The sequence below is a fragment of the Pseudoxanthomonas sp. genome (genome assembly GCF_051953815.1).
Lineage (GTDB): Bacteria > Pseudomonadota > Gammaproteobacteria > Xanthomonadales > Xanthomonadaceae > Pseudoxanthomonas_A.
The window spans coordinates 1-19,497 of sequence record NZ_JBQCIJ010000022.1 but is presented as its reverse complement, the minus strand read 5'-3'; the positions used below and the strand labels follow the sequence as shown (position 1 = coordinate 19,497).

Genomic DNA, 19,497 nt, shown 5'->3' with positions numbered 1-19,497 from the left:
CGTGGCACCTGGCCTTCAGCGCGCATGCGCGCCTGTTTTTCCCGCACTCGACTCACGAACAATCAGATCCGGTATCAGGGTCTGCGCTTCATTCGACATGCTGCCCTCCGCGTCGATGCCATCCAGCAGGCGGGTCATCGCATGGCCGCCCAATTCGGCAATGCTGACCCGCATCGTCGTCAAGGGCGGGTGAACAAAGCGTGCGAGCGGGATGTCGTCGAACCCTGCCAGCGCGATATCGCGCGGCACGTTGACACCCGCTTCGTTCAATGCGTACAGGCATCCCAGCGCCATCATGTCGTTGGCGGCGAACACCGCGTCCGGGCGTTGTTTAGACGCGAGGATCCGCCTGCCGGCTTCGTAGCCGGATGCTTCGTTGAAGTCGCCGGGCAGTTCCCACGCGTCACCCTTGCCGGCGATCGCGTCGCGATAGCCACGCAGGCGTTCGCGCGCGTCGAAATTGTCTTCCGGCCCGCCGATGAAGGCGATGCGGCGGTGCCCGGCCTGCAGCAGATGCTCGGTCATCGCGCGGGCGCCGCCATAGTTGTCGATGCTCAGCACCGGATACGGCGCGCCATCGAGCTGGGTGTTGATCAGCACCACCGGCAGCGACGACGGCAGGTTGTCGGTCAGGAAACCCGGACGGTCCGCATACGGCGACAGCACCAGCAGGCCATCGACGCGACCGCGCATCGCGCGCAGCGCCTCGCCCTGCTCTTCCGGATGGCCGTGATAGCTGGACACCAGCAGATGCTGGCGACGCGCACGCGCGATCTGGTCGATGCCGCGGATGAGTTCGGAGAAGAATTCGCCGTACAGGTCCGGCAGGACCACGCCGATGGTCTGGGTGCGGCGGCTGCTGAGGCTGCGGGCGGCAGCGTGCGGCTGGTAGCGCAGGCGGTCCGCGGTCTCGACGACGTGACGACGCACCGTCTCGGCCACGTTGTCGTGTCCGTTCAGTGCGCGCGACACCGTGGCGACGGATACCTTCGCCTCGCGTGCCACGTCTTTGATGGTGACGGCCGTTCGCGCCATTGCACCGCCCCTCCGCGGTCATGACTGCAATTGCAGTGGACTGTAAACGTTTTCAAAACGAGATGTAAAGCCCAGGTTAGATACAGATGACAGCGCAGTCATTTCAACCACTTAACGACTTCTTTTTGTTCTTTTTTTGCTGCATTGCAGAAAATCTGCGCTGACGCGACATTTCATGGCCGCCCATGGACGGGAGACGGACAAATCCGGACCTGTGGGGGACAGCGGCTGGTCGAATCCACTGTCCTCGTCTGCCTGGGTTCGCGCCGGGGAAGGCGCTTGCGGCCCGTTCCGTCCCTGCGCCCCTCTGACGCCGCGGTCACCTGTTCCCGCCCGTCCCGTTTCGTCATCACGGCGAAAGCCGGGCCCCCTTTTGGCCATCCCGCTTTCAGCCTCACGCAACGCCGCATGGATTCCAGCGTCCGCTGGAATGACGGGATGCAGGTTCCCCCGTTTGCCCGGTCGGGCATGCGGCAGAACACAAGGCATTCGGCAAGACAAAAAAAACGCGCGCAGCCTGGGCCGCGCGCGTTTTCAGTACCGCCATGACATCGGAGGCTCAGCTCACTTCGCCGCGACCTCGAACTTCGCTTCCAGGGTATCGACCGAGTTGCCGCCGGCGAACACCGTGAAGGTGCCGGGTTCCACCACCCGCTTCATCTTCGCGTCGTACATCGCCAGGTCCTCGAAGCCGAGCTTGAAGGTCACCGTCTTCGATTGCCCCGGTTCCAGCTGCACACGCTCGAAACCGCGCAACTGCTTCACCGGGCGGGTCACCGAGGCGACGTCGTCGCGCACATACAGCTGCACCACTTCGGCGCCGGCGCGCTTGCCGGTGTTGGTCACCGTCACGCTGACTTCCTGGCTGCCATCGGCGGCGATGCGCGGATGCTTCACCGAAAGGCCGCCGTACTGGAAGGTCGTGTAACTCAGGCCATGGCCGAAGGCGTACAGCGGCGTCCACGGCACGTCGATGTACTTGGAGGTGTAGCGCTCGGTCTCGCTGGGCGGGCGGCCGGTGTTCTTGTGCGCGTAGTAGATCGGCACCTGGCCGACGGTGCGCGGGAAGGTCACCGGCAGCTTGCCGGCCGGATTGAAGTCGCCGAACACCACGTCGGCGATGGCGTTGCCGCCCTCCACGCCCGGGAACCACGCCTCCAGGATCGCCGGCACGCGTTCGCGCAGCGGTCCGATGGACAGCGGACGGCCATTCAGCAGCACCGCCGCGGTCGGCTTGCCGACCTTGGCGACCGCGTCGGCCAGCGCCTGCTGCGCACCGGGCAGATCCAGCGAGGTGCGGTTGCGCGCCTCCGCGCTCATGTCCGGATGCTCGCCCAGGAACAGCAGCACCGCGTCGGCCTGCTGCGCCGCCTTCACCGCCTCGGCGATCCCCGTGGTCTCGCCGCCTTCGAGCGAGGTGCCTTCGACATACACCACTTTGGTACCGGGACCGACCGCCGCGCGGATGCCCGCCAGCGGAGTGATTGCATCCTCGTCGCGGCCGGCGCCGGCCCAGTTGCCCAGCATCGCCCGGCGCAGATCGGCCAGCGGCCCGATCACCGCCAGGGTCTTCACCTTCTGCTTGTCCAGCGGCAGCACGCTGCCGGTGTTGTCCAGCAGCACCAGCGATTTGCGCGCCATCTCGCGCGCGGCCGCGCGGCTGTCCGCGGTCAGGGTGCGCGCTTTTTCGCGCTCGACGTTGCAGTAGCGGTACGGATCCTCGAACAGCCCCATCCGGTACTTGGCCCGCAGCACGCGGCGCACCGACTCGTCCACGGTGGCGATCGGCAGCTTGCCGGCCTTCACCGCCGCCGGCAGATCCTTCACATAGATGCGGCTGACCATGTCGATGTCCACGCCCGCGCGCAGGCCGAGCACGCCGGCATCGGCGCGGTTGCCGGCCACGCCGTGCTTGATCAGCTCCTCGACGCCGGTGTAATCGCTGACCAGCAGACCGTCCCAGCCCCATTCCTTGCGCAGCACGTCATTGATCAGATCGCCATTGGCGTGCATCGGCACGCCGCCGACCTCGTTGAACGAGGCCATCACCGACTGCGCGCCCGCATCCACCGCGGCCTTGAACGGCGGCAGGTAGACCTCGCGCAGGGTGCGCTCGGAGATGTCGGCGATGTTGTAGTCGCGGCCGCCTTCTGCGGCGCCGTAGGCGACGAAATGCTTGGCCGTGGCCAGCAGGGTGTCGCCGTTGCCCAGTTGCTTGCCCTGGAAACCGCGCACGCGCGCCGCCGCCAGCACCGAGCCCAGGTAGGGATCCTCGCCCGCGCCCTCGACAATGCGGCCCCAGCGCGGATCCCGCGCCACGTCCACCATCGGCGCGTAGGTCCAGTGGATGCCGTAGCCGGCGGCCTCCCAGGCGGCCACGCGGGCGGCGTTCTCGACTTCGACCGGATCGAAGCTGGCCGATTCGCCCAGCGGCACCGGGAAAATGGTGCGGTAACCGTGGATGACGTCGTAGCCGAACATCAGCGGAATGCCCAGGCGCGATTCCTCGACCGCGATGCGCTGCAGCCGGCAGGTCAGCTCGGCGCCCTGGGTGCCCAGGAACGTGCCGATCTCGCCGTTGCGGATCTGGTCCTCGCCGCCGGCCATCGCCTGCGGACCGGTGTCGTTGCCCAGTCCGGGAGGCTGGTTCAGCTGGCCCAGCTTTTCTTCCAGGGTCATCTTCGCCAGCAGGCCTTCGATGAAGGCGGCCTCGCCGGCCGGCGCTTTCTGGGTGCGGGCACCCACGGCCGGGGCCACCAGCGCCGTGGCGATGGCCGCCGCCAGCCACCAGTGGCGGCGCGCGCGCGGACGGGCGCCGGCGGACAGGCCGGCGCGGGTACGACTGTTCATGTGTTTCCACCTCCCATGGGCAAGGGGCGGAATGTAAACGTTTTCATCGCCGCCTGCAAAACCGCGCTCCGGCCCCGGATCCCGGCCCTTCCGGCGGCCGCTCAGCCCGGCTCGCCGGGTCCGGAAGCGTGGATGGACAGGGCGTGGATGTCGGTCGTCATCATCTCGCCCAGCGCGGCGTAGACGGCCCGGTGCCGGGCCAGCGGCGCCAGCCCGGCGAACGCCTGGCTGACGATGGTGACGTCGAAATGGCCCCGCCCGTCGCGGGCGCCGGCGTGGCCGGCGTGGCGATGGCTGTCGTCGATCACCTCGAGGAGGCTGGGCTGGAACGCCTGCTCCAGCGCCTGGCGGATGCGCGCGACCCGCTCCACGGTCACGGCAGCACCTTGCGGAACGGGCGCACGTCGACCCGGGCGTAGACGCCGGCTTCCACATAGGGATCGGCCTGCGCCCAGGCCTGGGCAGCGGCCAGCGATTCGAACTCGGCGATGACGATGCTGCCGCTGAAACCGGCCTCGCCCGGATCCTCGGCGTCGATCGCCGGGCACGGACCGGCCAGCAGCAGCCGGCCTTCGTCGCGCAACGCGGTCAACCGGGCCAGGTGGGCGGGACGGGCGGCCATGCGCCGGGGCAGCGCGCCTTCGGTGTCATGGCCTTCGATGGCATACCACATAGGTTCACTCACTCGGAACGGGGATGAACGGATTGTACGGGCCGCCCGCCCGGCGGTGCTGGACAGGGCCGGGCGCAGCCCTTACTCTTGCCCCACTGCACGGCCGGAAGCAGCGGCCCGTCAGGGGATTTCCCAGGCACTGCACCGGATTCGCCGGCCAGTCGCCCAACGACGATCGATTCGCTGCCCCCACCCGCCCGCGCCGACGACCTCCTCGCTGTCGGCCGCCGCCTCTTTCGCGGCGAGCTCCTCTACGGCGTGATGACATGTTTGCTGTACGGAAGCGTTCGCCCGCAAGGCCCTGTTCGGCATGAAGACCATGGCGTCCATGCGGCAACGCGTGCAATCGAAGGCATTGTGACCCGCACTACGGCTTTTTCTTGATGAGCTCCGAACTCGCGCAAGACGCGACCCCGACAAGCCAGTCCACGCATCCGCAGCAGCAGGAAATGCCGCTGGCCGTCGTGCATGGACAGCCGGTGCTGCAGATTCCCCAGGATCTGTACATCCCGCCGGACGCGCTGGAAGTCATCCTGGACGCCTTCGAGGGCCCGCTGGATCTGCTGCTGTACCTGATCCGCCGGCAGAACCTGGACATCCTGGACATCCCCGTGGCGGAAATCACCCGCCAGTACGTGGACTACATCAACGTCATGCAGGAGCTGCGCTTCGAGCTGGCGGCCGAATACCTGGTGATGGCCGCCATCCTGGCCGAGATCAAGTCGCGCATGCTGTTGCCGCGGCCGGTCAACGAGGACGGCGACGAAACCGACCCGCGCGCCGAACTGGTGCGCCGGTTGCAGGAGTACGAGCGCTTCAAGCAGGCCGCCGAGGATCTGGACGCCCTGCCCCGCCAGGATCGCGACACCACCCCGGTGCAGGCGCACGTGCCGGACCGCGCCTCGGTCAAGCTGCCGCCGCCGGTGGAGCTGAAGGAAATGCTGCTGGCGCTGCACGACGTGCTCAAGCGCGCCGAGCTGTTCAGCGGCCACCACATCAAGCGCGAGGCGCTGAGCGTCCGCCAGCGCATGGGCGACGTGCTGTCCCGGCTGGACGACGGCCGCTTCCACCGCTTCGAATCGATGTTCACCGCCGAGGAAGGCAAGCTCGGCGTGCTGGTGACCTTCCTGGCCATGCTGGAACTGGCCAAGGAACAGTTGCTGGACATCGTGCAGGAAGCCCCGCTGGCGCCGATTTACGTCAAGTCGCTGGCACTGAACAACACCAACGAACCGCTGCAGTTCTCCAGCGAGTTCGACGACAGCGACGACGCTGCCAACGACGCCTGACCGGCCCCGTATTCCATCCGCCTGGACCAACGCAAGCGCACGAATGGATCAATCGCTCATCAATCGCATCGTCGAAGCCGCCCTACTGGCGGCCAACCAGCCTCTGTCGCTGGCCCAGTTGCATGGCCTGTTCCCGGAAGAGGAACCGGCGCCCGCCGGCAGCGTCGAGCGCGCGCTGGAGGAATTGCGCGAAGGCTGCGTCGATCGTGGCGTGGAACTGGTCGAGGTGGCCTCCGGCTTCCGCTTCCAGGTCAAGGCCGACGTGCACGGCTGGGTCGCCCGCCTGTGGACCGAACGCAAGACCAAGTACACCCGCGCCACCCTGGAAACGCTGGCGCTGATTGCCTACCGCCAGCCGATCACCCGCGGCGAGATCGAACAGGTCCGCGGCGTGGCGGTGAGCAGCAACATCATCCAGGCGCTGGAAGAGCGCGAGTGGATCCGCGTGGTCGGCCATCGCGACGTGCCCGGCCGGCCGGCGCTGTTCGGCACCACCAAGGGCTTTCTCGACTACTTCGGCCTCAAGCGCCTGGACGAACTGCCGCCGCTGTCGGAACTGAAGGACATCGGCGAACTGGAACCGCAGCTCCCGCTGGACGGCGCGCCGGTCCCGGCCGGGGTCGCGCTCGATGCGGAAGGCGCCGGCGACGGTGATGCCGGCTCGATCGGTTCCAGCGCCGATGGCGAGGACGAAGAAGACAACCCGACAACGGCGGAAATCACGGGCGACGAGTCCGGCGAGCAACCGCAGGAAGACGCCACGGACGGCGCGCAACCAGACACCGAGGCCGCGCAGGACGACGACGCGGACACCCACGAACCGATCGCCGACGAAGACGAAGGCGACACCGGCAATTCCATCGACACCCAGGATGACGACGCTGAAAGCCTTGAGGAAGGCCGGGCCTCGTCGGAGCAGAAACCATGAGCAATCCCCCCCGCAACAAACTGTCGCTCAAGCGCGACGCCGCCGCCGAAGCCCCCGCCGGCAAGCTGGAAGAACGCCTGCACAAGGTGCTGGCGCAGGCCGGCCTGGGTTCACGCCGCGCGCTGGAGCAGCGCATCGCCGATGGCCTGGTCAAGGTCAACGGCGAGACCGCGCAGGTCGGCATGAGCGTCAAGAGCGGCGACAAGATCGAACTCGATGGACGCCAGTTCGTCGCCAGCGCGCTGACCGAACCGGCGCGCGTGCTGATGTACAACAAGCCCGAAGGCGAAGTGACCACCCGCGAGGATCCCGAAGGCCGCCCGACCGTGTTCGAGGCGCTGCCGGCGCTCAAGGGCGCGCGCTGGATCGCCATCGGCCGCCTGGACATCAACACCACCGGCCTGCTGCTGCTGACCACCGACGGTGAACTCGCCAACGCGATGATGCACCCGTCCTACGAGGTCGAGCGCGAATACGTGGTGCGCGTGCGCGCCCCGGAAGGCCAGGAAACCGTCCCCGACAACATCGTCGATCGCCTGCACCGCGGCGTCGCGCTGGACGACGGTCCGGCCAAGTTCGACGAAATCGAACGCATCGGCGGCACCGATTCGCACGACTGGTTCCGCGTGGTCGTCAAGGAAGGCCGCAACCGCGAAGTGCGCCGCCTGTGGGAATCGCAGGGCTGCCAGGTCAGCCGGCTCAAGCGCACCCGCTATGGCCGCATCTCGCTGCCGCAGCCGCTGCTGCGCGGCCAGTCGCAGGAACTGTCCGACGCGCAGGTCGAAACGCTGCGCAAGGAACTGGGCCTGGAAGACGGCGCGCCCGCCGCGCTGACGCTGCAGCCGGTGATCGGCCAGCGCCGCGCCGCCAAGTCCACCGTGCACGTCTCGCGCGAAGGCCGCAGCCAGGGTTACGTCAACGGCCACAACACCGCCGACGAAGGCCGCGAACTGCGCCGCTTCGATCACGTGCGCGAAGATCGCGGCCGGGGTCGCGGCAAGAAGCCGCACGGCGGCCTGACCGTCAGCGGTGAAGCCGCCGCCAAGCAGGCGCAGAAGCCGTTCAAGCAGCGCAAGATGAAAGGCCCGAAGCCGTTGCCGGATGGCAACCCGGCCGCGTTCCGCAGCTGGTACGTGCCGGAAGGCGTCGACACCGGTCCGACCGGCCACCGCAACGCCGGCCCCGCTCGCAAGGGTCCGGGCGGTGGCGGTGCCGGCAAGCGCGGCGGTCGTCCCCAGCAGGGTGGCGGCGCCGGCTTCGGCAATGAATATGGTGGCTTCGGCGGTGAATCGCGTGGCCCGCGCGGTCCGCGTGGACCCGGCGGCGGCGCGGGTGGCGCCGGCAAGCCGCAGCGCGCCGCGCGTCCGTACGGCCACCCCGGCAACGCGCCGAGCTTCCCTTCCGATCACGCCACGCCCGGCGGCTTCAGCCCGTACGGCCAGCCGCGCGGTCCGCGTCCGCAAGGCGGACGTCCCGGCGGCGGCAACCGTCCGCAGAACGCCGGCCCGCGTCCGGGAGGCCGTCCCGGCGGCCGTCCGGCCGGTGGCCGCGGTCCGGGCGGGCGCCCCGGCGGCGGCGGTCATCGCCCGCGCGGCGGTGGCGGCGGTGGTGGTCATCACGGCTGACGTGAACGGAAAAGGCGCCTGACGGCGCCTTTTCTTTGGGTTCTTCACTACCCCACACGGACGACTTCGTCTCTCGGCTTCACCCCGACTTCATCGTCTTTCCGCGCTCGCCCTCGATGCTCGCTGTGTACTCGAAATCGAAAGACAGCGAATGCACAACGGAAACCATGACGTCATCGTGGTCGGCGCCGGCTTCGCCGGCCTGGCCTGCGCACACGAAATCGCCAAGGCTGGAAGGCGCGTCTGCGTGATCGATCGCAAACGCGATCTGGGCGGGCGTCTGCATACCACCGGTATCCTGGTCGAGGAAGCGCTGGCGAATCCACTCTTCACGGATCTGCCGGCCGGAATCCATCATTCGGTGTCCAGCGTCAAGCTGTACGCACCTGGCCTGGAAAGCATCGAACTCACCGCACCGGGTTATCGCTTCCATACCACCGATACACCCGCGCTAATGCGCTGGCTCGGCGAACAGGCAGTCACCGCCGGTGTGGACATGCGACTGGGCTGCGCATTCCGGGAAGCACAGGCGACCGCCCATGGCTGGCACCTGCCAGGAGTGGGTCAATGTCGCTATCTCGTCGGCGCCGACGGCGCGCGTTCCAGGGTGGCCGCATACTTCGAACTGGGGCGCGTGCGGGATCTCCTGCATGGCGTGGAATACGAATACGACGGCGCCGGACTGCGCAGGCCGGATGCGCTGCACTGTTTCATCAGCCGGCGCTGGGCGCCAGGTTACATCGGCTGGATCGCACAGACGCCGCGCGGTGTCCAGGCCGGACTGGCGCAACGCCTGCGCCCCGGCGCACCACCACCCGACGTGGCGGCATTCCTCGCTCATGTCGCGCCGCTCGTGGGCCTGTCCATCGTTCGAAAACCCGACAGCATCCGCGCCGGCCTGATTCCCTGCGGCGGGCCCGTGCGTCCCCGGGTGGGCCGCCACGTCCTGCTGGCCGGCGACGCGGCCGGGGTGGTGTCGCCGGTGACGGCGGGTGGCATCCATTCCGGCCTGCGCCACGGCGCCGAGGTCGGCCGCGCGCTGGGCCAGGCCCTGGATTCCGGCATTCCTCCGCAGGCCTCGTCAATCCGGGCCATCCCGGCCTGGCGCCGCAAGCGCGCCCTGCGCTGGGCCTTCGATCATCTGCAATGGGACTGGCCCTTCGACCTGCTGCTGAAATCACCCCCGCTGCGCCGCATGGCCGAGCAGATCTATTTCCATCGCCGTGGACGGGCCCCGTCGTCCCCCTGAATCCAGGCCCCGCCCCGGCCTTTCCGCTTGCGCCGGATCAAGGCCGACCCGGGGCGGTCGGCTACAATGCGTGGGTTCAACAACGCACGACTCCCCATGTCCTCCGCTTTTGGCACCGAGACGGTGCTGGACGTCCGTCACTGGACGGACGACTACTTCAGCTTCACCACCACCCGCGACGACGGTTTCCGCTTCGACAACGGCCAGTTCGTGATGATCGGCCTGCAGACCGAAGCCAAGCCGCTGCTGCGCGCCTATTCCATCGCCAGCGCCAACTGGGAAGAACAGCTCGAGTTCTTCAGCATCAAGGTGCCCAACGGCCCGCTGACCTCGCGACTGAAGGACATCCAGCCCGGCGACACCGTGGTGATCGGCCGCAAGCCCACCGGCACCCTGCTGATCAGCGACCTGCACCCGGGCCGCAACCTGTACCTGCTGGGCACCGGCACCGGCCTGGCGCCGTGGCTGTCGATCATCAAGGACCCGGAAACCTACGAGCGCTTCGACCGCGTCATCCTGACCCATGGCGTGCGCCACGCGCAGGACCTGGCCTACCGCGACTATTTCGAAAAGGAACTGCCGCAGCACGAGTTCCTCGGCGAGACCATCCGTGAGAAGCTGCTCTACTACCCTGCCGTCAGCCGCGAAGAGTTTCCCAACCACGGCCGCCTGACCGATCTGATGGCCAGCGGCCGGATGATGGAAACGCTGGGGCTGGATGCGCTGGATCCGGAAAAGGATCGCGCCATGATCTGCGGCAGCCCGCAGATGCTGGCCGACTTCCGCAGCCTGCTGGACGGCCGCGGTTTCACCGCCGCGCCGCGCATCGGCAGCCCCGGCCAGTACGTGTTCGAGCGCGCCTTCGTCGAGAAGTGACGCCGGGAGGGCCGGCGGCCCGCCCTATCGCTCCCCGTAACGCAGCCAGATGACCGCGCTGCGTTCGTTGTCGAACACGTGGCCCTGGAAGCCGTTTTCGTTGGCCAGGATGCTCGCCAGTTCCACCTGGGGAATCTGCTCCAGGTGCTTTTCCACATAGGCCACACGCACCGCTTCCAGCCCTTCGCCGTGCATGGCCTGCACGAACTGCAGCAGTTGTTCCGGCGGCGGCGGCTCGCCTTCCATGTCGTCGACCACCAGCAGGCCGGCAGGCCGCAACCGCCGCACTTCCATCGCGATCCGGCGCCAATAGGCCAGCGTGGTTTCAAGCGTGCCATTGATGCCCCGGACGTGCGCCTTCAACCCGTAATCGGCGGGACTGAATGCGATCCGGAACGGCGGTGAAGCGTCCTGCGCGTCCATCAGCCGGCCAGCGCGGCCTCTATGTCGCCGGCCAGCGATTCCGGGGTATCGGTCGGCGCATAGCGCTTGATCACCTTGCCGTCGCGCCCGACCAGGAACTTGCTGAAGTTCCACTTGATCGCCGAGATTCCCAGCAGGCCGCTCTTTTCCTGCTTCAGCCATTTCCACAGCGGATGCGCGCCGTCGCCATTGACGTCGATCTTGGCGAACATCGGAAAGCTCACGTCGTAATTGAGCGAACAGAAATTACGGATCTCCGCCTCGTCGCCCGGCTCCTGGTGGCCGAACTGATCGCAGGGGAAGCCCAGCACGACCAGTCCCTGATCCCGGTAATCACGCCACAGCTTTTCCAGGCCCGTGTACTGCGGGGTGAAGCCGCACTTTGACGCGACGTTGACGATCAGCAGCGGCTTGCCACGGAAGTCGGCCAGCGAGCGGGTCTGGCCGTCGATGTCGACGGCGGAGAAATCGTAGGCGGTGGTCATGGCGGACTCCTGGGAAACCTCGTTATGAGACACCCGGGGCCCGTCCGGGGCAAGCGTTTTCGCGGCGCCTCGCGCACGGGTGCGACGATGGCGGGGATGCGCTAGCCTTGGTTGTCGCTTCCGCCGGGGAACACGGAATGCAGCTTTCGCCCCATGCGCCCGATGCCGCCTCGATGGCCACCGTCTACCTGCACGTGCGCGTGCTGCTGGGCATGGTGGTCGGTCTGGGCCTGACCCATCTGCTGCGCCACTTCGCCCGCATCATCGAGCGACCGCGCCATTGCCAGATCTACTGGGTGCATCTGTGCTGGGCGGCGTTCGTGTTCTCCTACCTGCTGCTGTTCTGGTGGTGGGAGTTCCGCCTGTCGCATCTGGTCCGCTGGAGCTTCAACCTCTACTTCTTCGTGGCCCTGTACGCGCTGATGCAATACCTGCTGTGCGCGCTGATCTTCCCCGAGAACCTCGACGGCTATTCCAGCTACCGCGATTACTTCTACGACCGCCGCAAATGGTTCTTCGGCCTGCTGGCGCTGGTGTTCGCGATCGACTTCATCGATACCTGGATCAAGGGCGAAGCCTATTTCCGCAGCTTCGGGCCGGAATACGTGTTCCGCAACCTCGCCTACATCGTCGGCAGCCTGATCGCGCTGTGGACCCGCAACCCGCGCTACCACGCCGGTTTCGCGGTGCTCGGCCTGCTCTACCACGTGAGCTGGATCGCACGCGAGTTCGAGACGCTCTGATCCCGGGCCTTGGCACAGAACCGCCCCGCCCGGCACATGCCTTTCGTCACGCGCCCGCGCCCCGGGCCTTGGGTTAGCCTGCCGAAAGCCCTATCTCTGTCAGGACGCAGCACCCCATGACCACCCGCCTTGCCCTCGCGCTTGCCGCAACCCTCGGACTTGCCATGCCCGCCTACAGCCAGACCGCCGCGCCGGCCACCGCCGAAGCCGCCAAGGCCGCCAATCCCTTCTTCGCCGATAGCCCGCTGCCGCTGCACTACCCGCAGTTCGACAAGATCAAGGACAGCGACTTCGCCCCCGCCTTCGACGCCGGCATGGCCGAACAGTTGAAGGAAATCGACGCCATCGCCAACAACGGCGCCGCGCCGAGCTTCGACAACACCATCCTGGCGATGGAGAAGAGCGGCCGCGTGCTGGACCGCGCCCAGACCGTGTTCTACAACCTGGTCGGCGCTGACACCAACGACGCGCGCGAGAAGCTGCAGGCCGACTACTCCGGCAGGTTCGCCGCCCATCGCGACGCCATCTATCTCAACGACAAGCTGTTCGCGCGCATCCAGAAGCTGTACGACCAGCGCGCCGGCCTGGGCCTGGACGCCGAGGGCGTGCGCCTGGTCGAGAAGTACCACACCGATTTCGTCCGCGCCGGCGCCAAGCTGTCCGACGCCGACAAGGCCACCCTGAAGGACATGAACGGCCAGTTGGCCAAGCTCGGCACGCAGTTCAGCCAGAACGTGCTGGCCGAGGTCAACGATTCGGCCGTGGTGGTCGATGACGTCAAGCAGCTCGACGGCCTGACCGAGCAGCAGATCGCCGCCGCCGCCGAAGTCGCCAAGTCGCGCGGCCTGGCCGGCAAGTACGTGCTGACCCTGCTCAACACCACCGGCCAGCCGGCCGAGTCGCAGCTCACCGATCGCGCCCTGCGCCAGCGCCTGCACGAGGCTTCGGTCGCGCGCGGCAGCCGCGGCGGCAAGTTCGACAACCGCGAACTCATCGCCACCATCATGAAGCTGCGCGCCGATCGCGCCAAGCTGCTGGGCTATCCGGATCACGCCACCTACGTGCTGGAAGACGAGACCGCCAAGACCCCGCAGGCGGTCAACGCCATGCTCGGCCAGCTGGCGCCGGCCGCCGTCGCCAACGCCAAGCGCGAGGCCGCCGATCTGCAGGCCATGATCGACCAGGAGCAGAAGGCCAAGGGCCAGCCGACTTTCGCGCTGGCGCCGTGGGACTGGTCCTTCTATACCGAGAAGGTCCGCACCGCCAAGTACAACTTCGACGAGTCCCAGCTCAAGCCCTACTTCGAACTGACCAACGTGCTGGAAAACGGCGTGTTCTACGCCGCCAACCAGCTCTACGGCCTGACCTTCAAGAAGCGCACCGACCTGCCGCTGTACCACCCGGACACCACCGTGTACGACGTGTACAACGCCGACGGCACCCAGCTGGCGATCTTCATCGCCGACATGTACGCGCGCGATTCCAAGCGCGGCGGCGCCTGGATGAACTCCTACGTGTCGCAGTCCGGCATGACCGGCTTCAAGCCGGTGGTCGCCAACCACCTCAACATTCCCAAGCCGCCGGCCGGCCAGCCGACCCTGCTGACCTGGGATGAAGTGACCACCGCGTTCCACGAGTTCGGCCACGCCCTGCACGGCATGTTCTCCAACGTGAAATACCCCTACTTCAGCGGCACCAGCGTACCGCGCGACTTCGTCGAGTATCCCTCGCAGGTCAATGAAATGTGGGCGGACTGGCCGTCGGTGCTGAAGAACTACGCCAAGCACTACAAGACCGGCGAAGCGATGCCGCAGGCACTGCTGGACAAGGTCATCGCCGCTTCCAAGTTCAACCAGGGCTTCGCCACCACCGAATACCTCGGCGCGGCCATGCTGGATCAGCGCTGGCACCAGATCGGCGCCGACAAGGTCCCCGCCGCCGCCGGCGTGATGAAGTTCGAGGCCGACGCGCTGGCCGCCGACAAGATCGACTACGCCCCGGTGCCGCCGCGTTACCGCACGCCCTACTTCAGCCACATCATGGGCGGCTACTCGGCCGGTTACTACGCCTACATCTGGTCGGAAGTGCTGGACGCCAACAGCCAGGACTGGTTCAAGCAGCACGGCGGCCTGACCCGCGAGAACGGCGACCACTTCCGCAAGACCCTGCTGTCGCGCGGCGGCAGCGTGGACGCCATGAAGCTGTTCCATGACTTCGCCGGCCACGATCCCAGGATCGAGCCCCTGCTGGAAAAGCGCGGCCTCACCGCCCCCGGCAAGTAAGCGCAACCGTCCTCGTCGCAGTAACCATCACGCCACCTCCGGGTGGCGTGATGGTTTTCGCCGTCACTGGATGACTCCGATTCCCCCTTTGAAAAAGGGGGATTGAGGGGGATTTGCTTTTCCGCACCAAGAGCAACACAGGACTGCCTCTACCTCCTTCCTTGACCAGCCGTTCGGCTGTTGAGAGGCGTTTGGCAAAGGATGGACTGAGGGGATTTGCGCTTATCTCTTCCGCACAAGCCGCAGGCCGATGAGCGACACCAGGCCACACGCGATCACATACAACGCAGGCGCATTTGGACTCCCCGTCAACCGGATCAGCTCCGTCGAGAAGAACTGCGCAAAGCCACCAAAGATCGCAATCGCCACGCAATAGGCAATCGACAGGCCCGTCGCGCGCAGCCGCTGCGGCAGCACTTCGCTGACCAGCACCATCGTCGCCGGCGCGGTCATCGACATCGGAACCGACAGCAGCCCCACCGCCACCAGCAGCCGCGCCAGGCTCGGCGCGGCGTTGATCCAGGCGAACGCCGGATATGCCATCACCAGCAGCGCCAGCCGCGACCACAGCACCACCGGTCGGCGCCCCAACCGGTCGCACAGCCAGCCCGCGAACGGTGACAGCAGCACCTGCACCACCGCGGCCACGCACCCGGCCCAGATGCCAAGCGACAGCGGCATGCCCAGCTGGCTGACCGCGTAATTGCTCAGGTAGTACACGATGATGTAGGTCGACGACGCCAGCCCGATCATCAGCAGGATGCTCGCCGCCAGTTCGCGCCGGTGCGACCACAACAGCGCCACCTGCGGGGTCTCGGCTTCCGCCTGTCGGGAAGGGACCGTTTCCTCCAGGCGGCGCCGGATCAACAGGCCCACCGGAATCACCAGGATGCCCAGCACGAACGCAGCCCGCCACCCCCACGCGTCCAGCGCCGCCGGTTCCAGGAGATTGCTCAGCAGCAGGCCGACCAATGCGCCGAACAACGCAGCCAATCCCTGGCTGAAAGGCTGCCAGCTGGTATAGAAACCGCGCGAACGCTCGTCCGCGTACTCCATCAGCAACGCCGTGGACGCGCCCATCTCGCCGCCGATGGCGAAGCCCTGGATCAACCGTGCCAGCAGGATCAGCAGCGGCGCCGCCACACCAATCTGCGCGTATGTCGGGGTCACCACGAAAATCAGCGAGCTCAGCCCCATCAGCCACAGCGTCAACGCCACCGCCGGTTTCCGGCCTACCCGATCGGCGTACATGCCGATCAACAAGCCGCCCAGCGGGCGAGTCAGGAAGCCGACGCCGAACGTCGCGAACGACAACAGCAACTGTCCGGTCGGATCATCGACCGGAAAGTAGAGCCGTCCGATCAGCGTGGCGAAGAAGCTGTAGACGACAAAGTCGTAGAACTCCAATCCGTTGCCGACGGTGATCGCGCTGATCGCATGGACCCTGGACAACGGACGGCCGGAAGCCTCACTCCCGGATGTGATCTTGGTGGCTGACATGGACTCCCCCCTCTGGAGCTGTGGAAATCGCATGGCTGCTCTGTTCAGGTCAACTAACATTGGCGCAAGCTGCGACCCGCGTTGTGCGGCGAACGCTTTCATCACTTTCGTCTTGCCACCCGAATCCGTCCCGTCATGCTCTCGCGCTTGTTGAAAACGAGTTGAAGGCGTACCCAGCGCGCGCATCCACGCGCTGCGCAAGGCGCAACGCATCACCTAGGTGAAACTCGCCGAATAACTCGGCGTCCCCCAACAGACCGTCACCGCCTACGAGAGCGGCAACTGCGGCATACCGATTTCGCACCCGCCGCGTCTGGCCGCGTTGCTGGGAACGTCCGTTGAAGCCCTGACCGGGCAACCGGCTTCTCTGCCGGCAGGCGCGGCCCCGCGCCCCGGATTCAACAGCAACTGGAACTGGTCAGCCGCTTGCCGCATGCCACGCAGAAGATGGTCAGCGAAGTACTGGATTGGCTACTCGCACAAGCCGCTCGCGGATAACCCGATGGCCGGCAGAGTGCAGATGCTCGGATTACGCCGGCTGCACACCGCCATGCGTGCCAACGGCGATCAGAGTGCGCACTTCCAACTCACCCACAACGGCATCGACTTCGATTGCCTGTTCCTGGTGGACGTGACGCCCTACGAGTTCGTGCTGGCAGCCATCGGACATCCCGACGTGGCGCTGCTGTTGCCGGTGCGGCGGGGGTACTTCGTCGAGGCGGATCGGCGACGACTAAAGGCCGCTGGCCAAGCTGTTCGATCGGGGCGCGCAGACGTTCCACCCCTTCAACCCCGCGCAGTTCCTGCGCTAGATAGATCAGGCCATTCCCGGCCACTACCGGCCACTACCGGCAACCGACGCCAGCGAAGACCATCCAGACCTACCACCATCACTTCGAACACGGCGACCGGCCTTACTTCATCGGCTGGCGCGACAACGATCTGCGCGGCGACCAGGTCAGCGACGCCAACTTGGCCAAGACCGAACGCTGCTTCGGGCCAGCGATCCGCACACTATGCAAGCGCACGAACTAGAGTTCGTGTTGGCATGTCGCCATCCGAGAGCGGCCGTTCTTCGCGCCGCCCGCCAAGCCGTAGAAGAAACAAAGCCCGCGCATGTTGGCCTCGTGCTTCATAGGTCTAGAGAACTCTACTCTGACTGCTATTTTTAAGGGAAAGGCTACGAGAAGAATGCAGAAAAAATGCACGAATAGCGGTTTCAGATTCACTTCCTGATCGCCCATGGCACACCAATGCCCAGGAAAAAGGTATCAGGGACACTTCTGCAAAGTGCTCATGCTGCAGGTGCTTAGGGCTGCATGCCGGCCTCTCCAGCCAGAGTCATTCGAGAGATGCTGCCGCATAAGTGCTATGAACGACCTCTCCCCAAGAGCACTTCCTGAGCATGACAACAAAAGCCCCGCTCCTGCGGGGCTTTTTTTATCACGCTTTGGACTCGGCGAATCAACCCACAATCCCATCGAAACCTTCCAATTCCGACTCGTGAATATCAACGGCTTCTCCATCTTCATATTCAATCGTATAGATAACGCCGGCCGGGAAACGAGCAAAATGCTCACCAGCCGGCCTCTCTTCAAAAACTCCTATTACCCAAGCAATAGCCCCTGGACGCAACCTTTTCTCAGCGCTCGGGATGACACGAACAATGTCGTCGTAAGTGTATTTGTTCATCTTATTGCGGCTTCTGTTCAAGCGGTGGCAGCTTAGGCTCGTTGATTGGTAAATGAGGATTCCCATTCTCGTCCGTCACGCCAGGACGATGGCCATGAGGCCCCTGAGCTTGCGGATCGGACTGTCCTTTATGCCCCCCCTTATCGAGTCGCGTTCCAGTTGGGCTCCCATCTCTGTCGCGAACTTGCTGGTATCTCCCATCTGGTGAACTTGATACTTGTTCCCCTTCACCAACTGGTATCGCATTTCCATCACCGTCCACAACTATCACCGGCTTATCCACTGGACCAGTATAGGGATTTGTGTTTCCTTCACTTTCATTTTGATTTGTCTGAGCCAACTCTCTAATAGCTTCTTCAGGAACCTGTAGTCCTGGCTGCGTGACTGTATTGACAATCGCGTTCTCAATGATGCGACTTGCGTAAACCGCAAGCACATACAGTTCGTCCAAATGATTCCGGACCGTGCCCGAACAGCGGTTCTCGTCGCAAACCACTTGCCTTCCATCGGGGTCCGTGAATTTGTACGGACTATTGTTTGCATACCAGTAGCGATTAAACGCACCGACCGGATTGCTGTATGCCGTGACCGGATCGACGCTAAGGAACCGTCCGATGGTCGGGTCGTAATACCGCTGCTGCATGTAGGTCAGCCCGGTGGCCGCATCCTGCACATGCCCGGTGAAGCCGATGCCGCCGTAGTTCGGCTTGCCTATTACCGAGCCATAGGGCTCATAGTTGTTTCGTTCAACCACCTGCCCACTGGCATTCGTCACCACCGTCGGGCTCCCCAGCGCGTCGGTGTGCTGATAGCGAAGCTCACCCGTGTTGGTGACAAAGTTCCACTCGATGGTCGCGAGCAGGCTGTTCCCCAGATAGATATGGGGGAGACTCAGATTGCGGCGCCAGTCCTGACGGAAGACAAGCTGCCCATCCTGTCCATACATCGACAGAATGTCGCCGTCGGTTGCGCTCCGTGCCGAAAGGCGCCGGCCGTAGCCGTCGTACCGGTAACTCTCCTTTCCCACAACCTCGCGAAGACGGTTGCCATAGTCAAAGTGGTAAGCCTGACCATTCTTGTTCTCCAGATTGCCCTGCGGGTCATAGCTCAGACCAACAACAGTCGCTGCCACGCTGTTCTGGATGCCAATCAGGCGATTTGTGGCGTCATACACGTAGGCGGCGTAGTCCTTGACGCCCGCCAGCTTCCAGGAGGTCAGATTGTCCAGGGCGTTGTAGGTGAAGCGATGCCAGCAATCACCTCCGAACATGCATGAACCCACACTGGTCAATCGGTCCAGACCGTCATAGGTCATCCAACGGCTATGGCTACCATCTCCGCCACCCTGAACATAGTCGCCAATGGCTTCAACATTACCGTTATGGTCATAGCTATAGACCAGGTTCTGCACCGCCCCATCCACAGTGCGAATAGGCAACTGGCGTGCGTTCTGGTCCATCGTGTGAACGATGCCATTTCCGTATGTGAACTGCTTGATAGCGCCGTTTGGGTAGTAGCTGATGCCACTGGCGTGCGTGCCCCAGCCACTGGTCACGCTCAACGGTTGCCCCAGAGCGTTGAGGGAGTAGTTGACATTGAGCTGGTCCGGCGTCGTATAACCGCTCCGATTTCCCAACCCGTCGTAGCGATATTGAATGCCCCAGCTATACCAGCCTGACTGAGTGACGCTTTCTCCGGTCAACAGACCGCGCTTGTTGTAGCTGTAGTGGTTGGTGACCGTGCCCGTCGCCGGTCCGTCGTTGTCCGTCACGATGGTCTGCACCGCCCCGGTCGGCCAGTAATACCAGGTCTGGTTGCCCTTGCTGTCCGGGAACAGGAGGGACTTG

At 65.3% G+C, this 19,497-nt stretch carries 15 protein-coding genes and 1 pseudogene; 7 read left to right on the top strand and 9 right to left on the bottom strand.

What is annotated here, in order from left to right; all coding sequences use genetic code 11:
• Positions 1–15: 15 nt before the first annotated feature.
• The 4 genes from ACTHN1_RS05495 to ACTHN1_RS05480 form a co-directional block, all read right to left on the bottom strand.
• Positions 16–1,035 (bottom strand): LacI family DNA-binding transcriptional regulator, encoded by a 1,020-nt coding sequence (locus ACTHN1_RS05495; RefSeq protein ID WP_440469950.1) that lies wholly within the window; start codon positions 1,033–1,035, stop codon positions 16–18.
• Positions 1,036–1,599: 564 nt separating this feature from the next.
• Complete coding sequence (locus ACTHN1_RS05490) at positions 1,600–3,885, bottom strand: glycoside hydrolase family 3 N-terminal domain-containing protein (protein WP_440469949.1); 2,286 nt, start codon at positions 3,883–3,885, stop codon at positions 1,600–1,602.
• 101 nt (positions 3,886–3,986) lie between these two features.
• Complete coding sequence (locus ACTHN1_RS05485) at positions 3,987–4,256, bottom strand: BolA family protein (protein ID WP_440470079.1); 270 nt, start codon at positions 4,254–4,256, stop codon at positions 3,987–3,989.
• Between the two features lie 2 nt (positions 4,257–4,258).
• A complete protein-coding gene (locus ACTHN1_RS05480; RefSeq protein ID WP_295376016.1) occupies positions 4,259–4,558 on the bottom strand; it encodes a YciI family protein in 300 nt (99 codons plus the stop codon).
• Positions 4,559–4,941: 383 nt separating this feature from the next.
• On the opposite strand from ACTHN1_RS05480, the gene ACTHN1_RS05475 reads away from it, so the two are divergent.
• From ACTHN1_RS05475 to ACTHN1_RS05455, 5 genes and pseudogenes are all read left to right on the top strand, one after another.
• Positions 4,942–5,847 carry a segregation and condensation protein A gene (locus ACTHN1_RS05475; RefSeq protein ID WP_440469948.1) on the top strand — a complete coding sequence of 302 codons (906 nt, stop codon included), beginning with the start codon at positions 4,942–4,944 and terminating at the stop codon, positions 5,845–5,847.
• 43 nt (positions 5,848–5,890) lie between these two features.
• Positions 5,891–6,736 (top strand): annotated as a pseudogene (scpB, locus tag ACTHN1_RS05470) (SMC-Scp complex subunit ScpB); the annotation flags it as partial.
• 35 nt (positions 6,737–6,771) lie between these two features.
• A complete protein-coding gene (locus ACTHN1_RS05465; protein WP_440469947.1) occupies positions 6,772–8,400 on the top strand; it encodes a pseudouridine synthase in 1,629 nt (542 codons plus the stop codon).
• A 151-nt stretch (positions 8,401–8,551) separates the two neighbouring features.
• Positions 8,552–9,649, top strand: coding sequence for an NAD(P)/FAD-dependent oxidoreductase (locus tag ACTHN1_RS05460; protein WP_440469946.1), 1,098 nt, complete (start codon positions 8,552–8,554; stop codon positions 9,647–9,649).
• Positions 9,650–9,745: 96 nt separating this feature from the next.
• Complete coding sequence (locus ACTHN1_RS05455; protein WP_440469945.1) at positions 9,746–10,525, top strand: ferredoxin--NADP reductase; 780 nt, start codon at positions 9,746–9,748, stop codon at positions 10,523–10,525.
• A 24-nt stretch (positions 10,526–10,549) separates the two neighbouring features.
• Here ACTHN1_RS05455 and ACTHN1_RS05450 read toward each other — a convergent pair whose 3' ends face one another.
• Positions 10,550–10,888: a hypothetical protein gene (locus ACTHN1_RS05450; RefSeq protein ID WP_440469944.1), complete on the bottom strand. Its 339-nt coding sequence runs from the start codon at positions 10,886–10,888 to the stop codon at positions 10,550–10,552.
• 59 nt (positions 10,889–10,947) lie between these two features.
• Positions 10,948–11,433 (bottom strand): glutathione peroxidase, encoded by a 486-nt coding sequence (locus tag ACTHN1_RS05445; RefSeq protein WP_440469943.1) that lies wholly within the window; start codon positions 11,431–11,433, stop codon positions 10,948–10,950.
• Positions 11,434–11,570: 137 nt separating this feature from the next.
• Here ACTHN1_RS05445 and ACTHN1_RS05440 point away from each other — a divergent pair, with 137 nt between their 5' ends.
• The gene (locus ACTHN1_RS05440) at positions 11,571–12,176 is read left to right on the top strand and encodes a hypothetical protein (protein WP_440469942.1); all 606 of its coding nucleotides are present in this window, start codon (positions 11,571–11,573) and stop codon (positions 12,174–12,176) included.
• A gap of 116 nt (positions 12,177–12,292) precedes the next feature.
• On the top strand, positions 12,293–14,458 hold the full coding sequence (locus ACTHN1_RS05435) for a M3 family metallopeptidase (RefSeq protein ID WP_440469941.1): 2,166 nt from the start codon (positions 12,293–12,295) through the stop codon (positions 14,456–14,458).
• A gap of 222 nt (positions 14,459–14,680) precedes the next feature.
• On the opposite strand, the gene ACTHN1_RS05430 is transcribed toward ACTHN1_RS05435, so the two are convergent.
• From ACTHN1_RS05430 to ACTHN1_RS05420, 3 genes are all read right to left on the bottom strand, one after another.
• On the bottom strand, positions 14,681–15,910 hold the full coding sequence (locus ACTHN1_RS05430; RefSeq protein WP_440469940.1) for an MFS transporter: 1,230 nt from the start codon (positions 15,908–15,910) through the stop codon (positions 14,681–14,683).
• Between the two features lie 1,512 nt (positions 15,911–17,422).
• Complete coding sequence (locus tag ACTHN1_RS05425; protein ID WP_440469939.1) at positions 17,423–17,650, bottom strand: hypothetical protein; 228 nt, start codon at positions 17,648–17,650, stop codon at positions 17,423–17,425.
• Between the two features lies 1 nt (position 17,651).
• Positions 17,652–19,497 (bottom strand): RHS repeat-associated core domain-containing protein (locus ACTHN1_RS05420; RefSeq protein WP_440469938.1); only part of this gene is annotated, 1,846 nt, incomplete at its 5' end.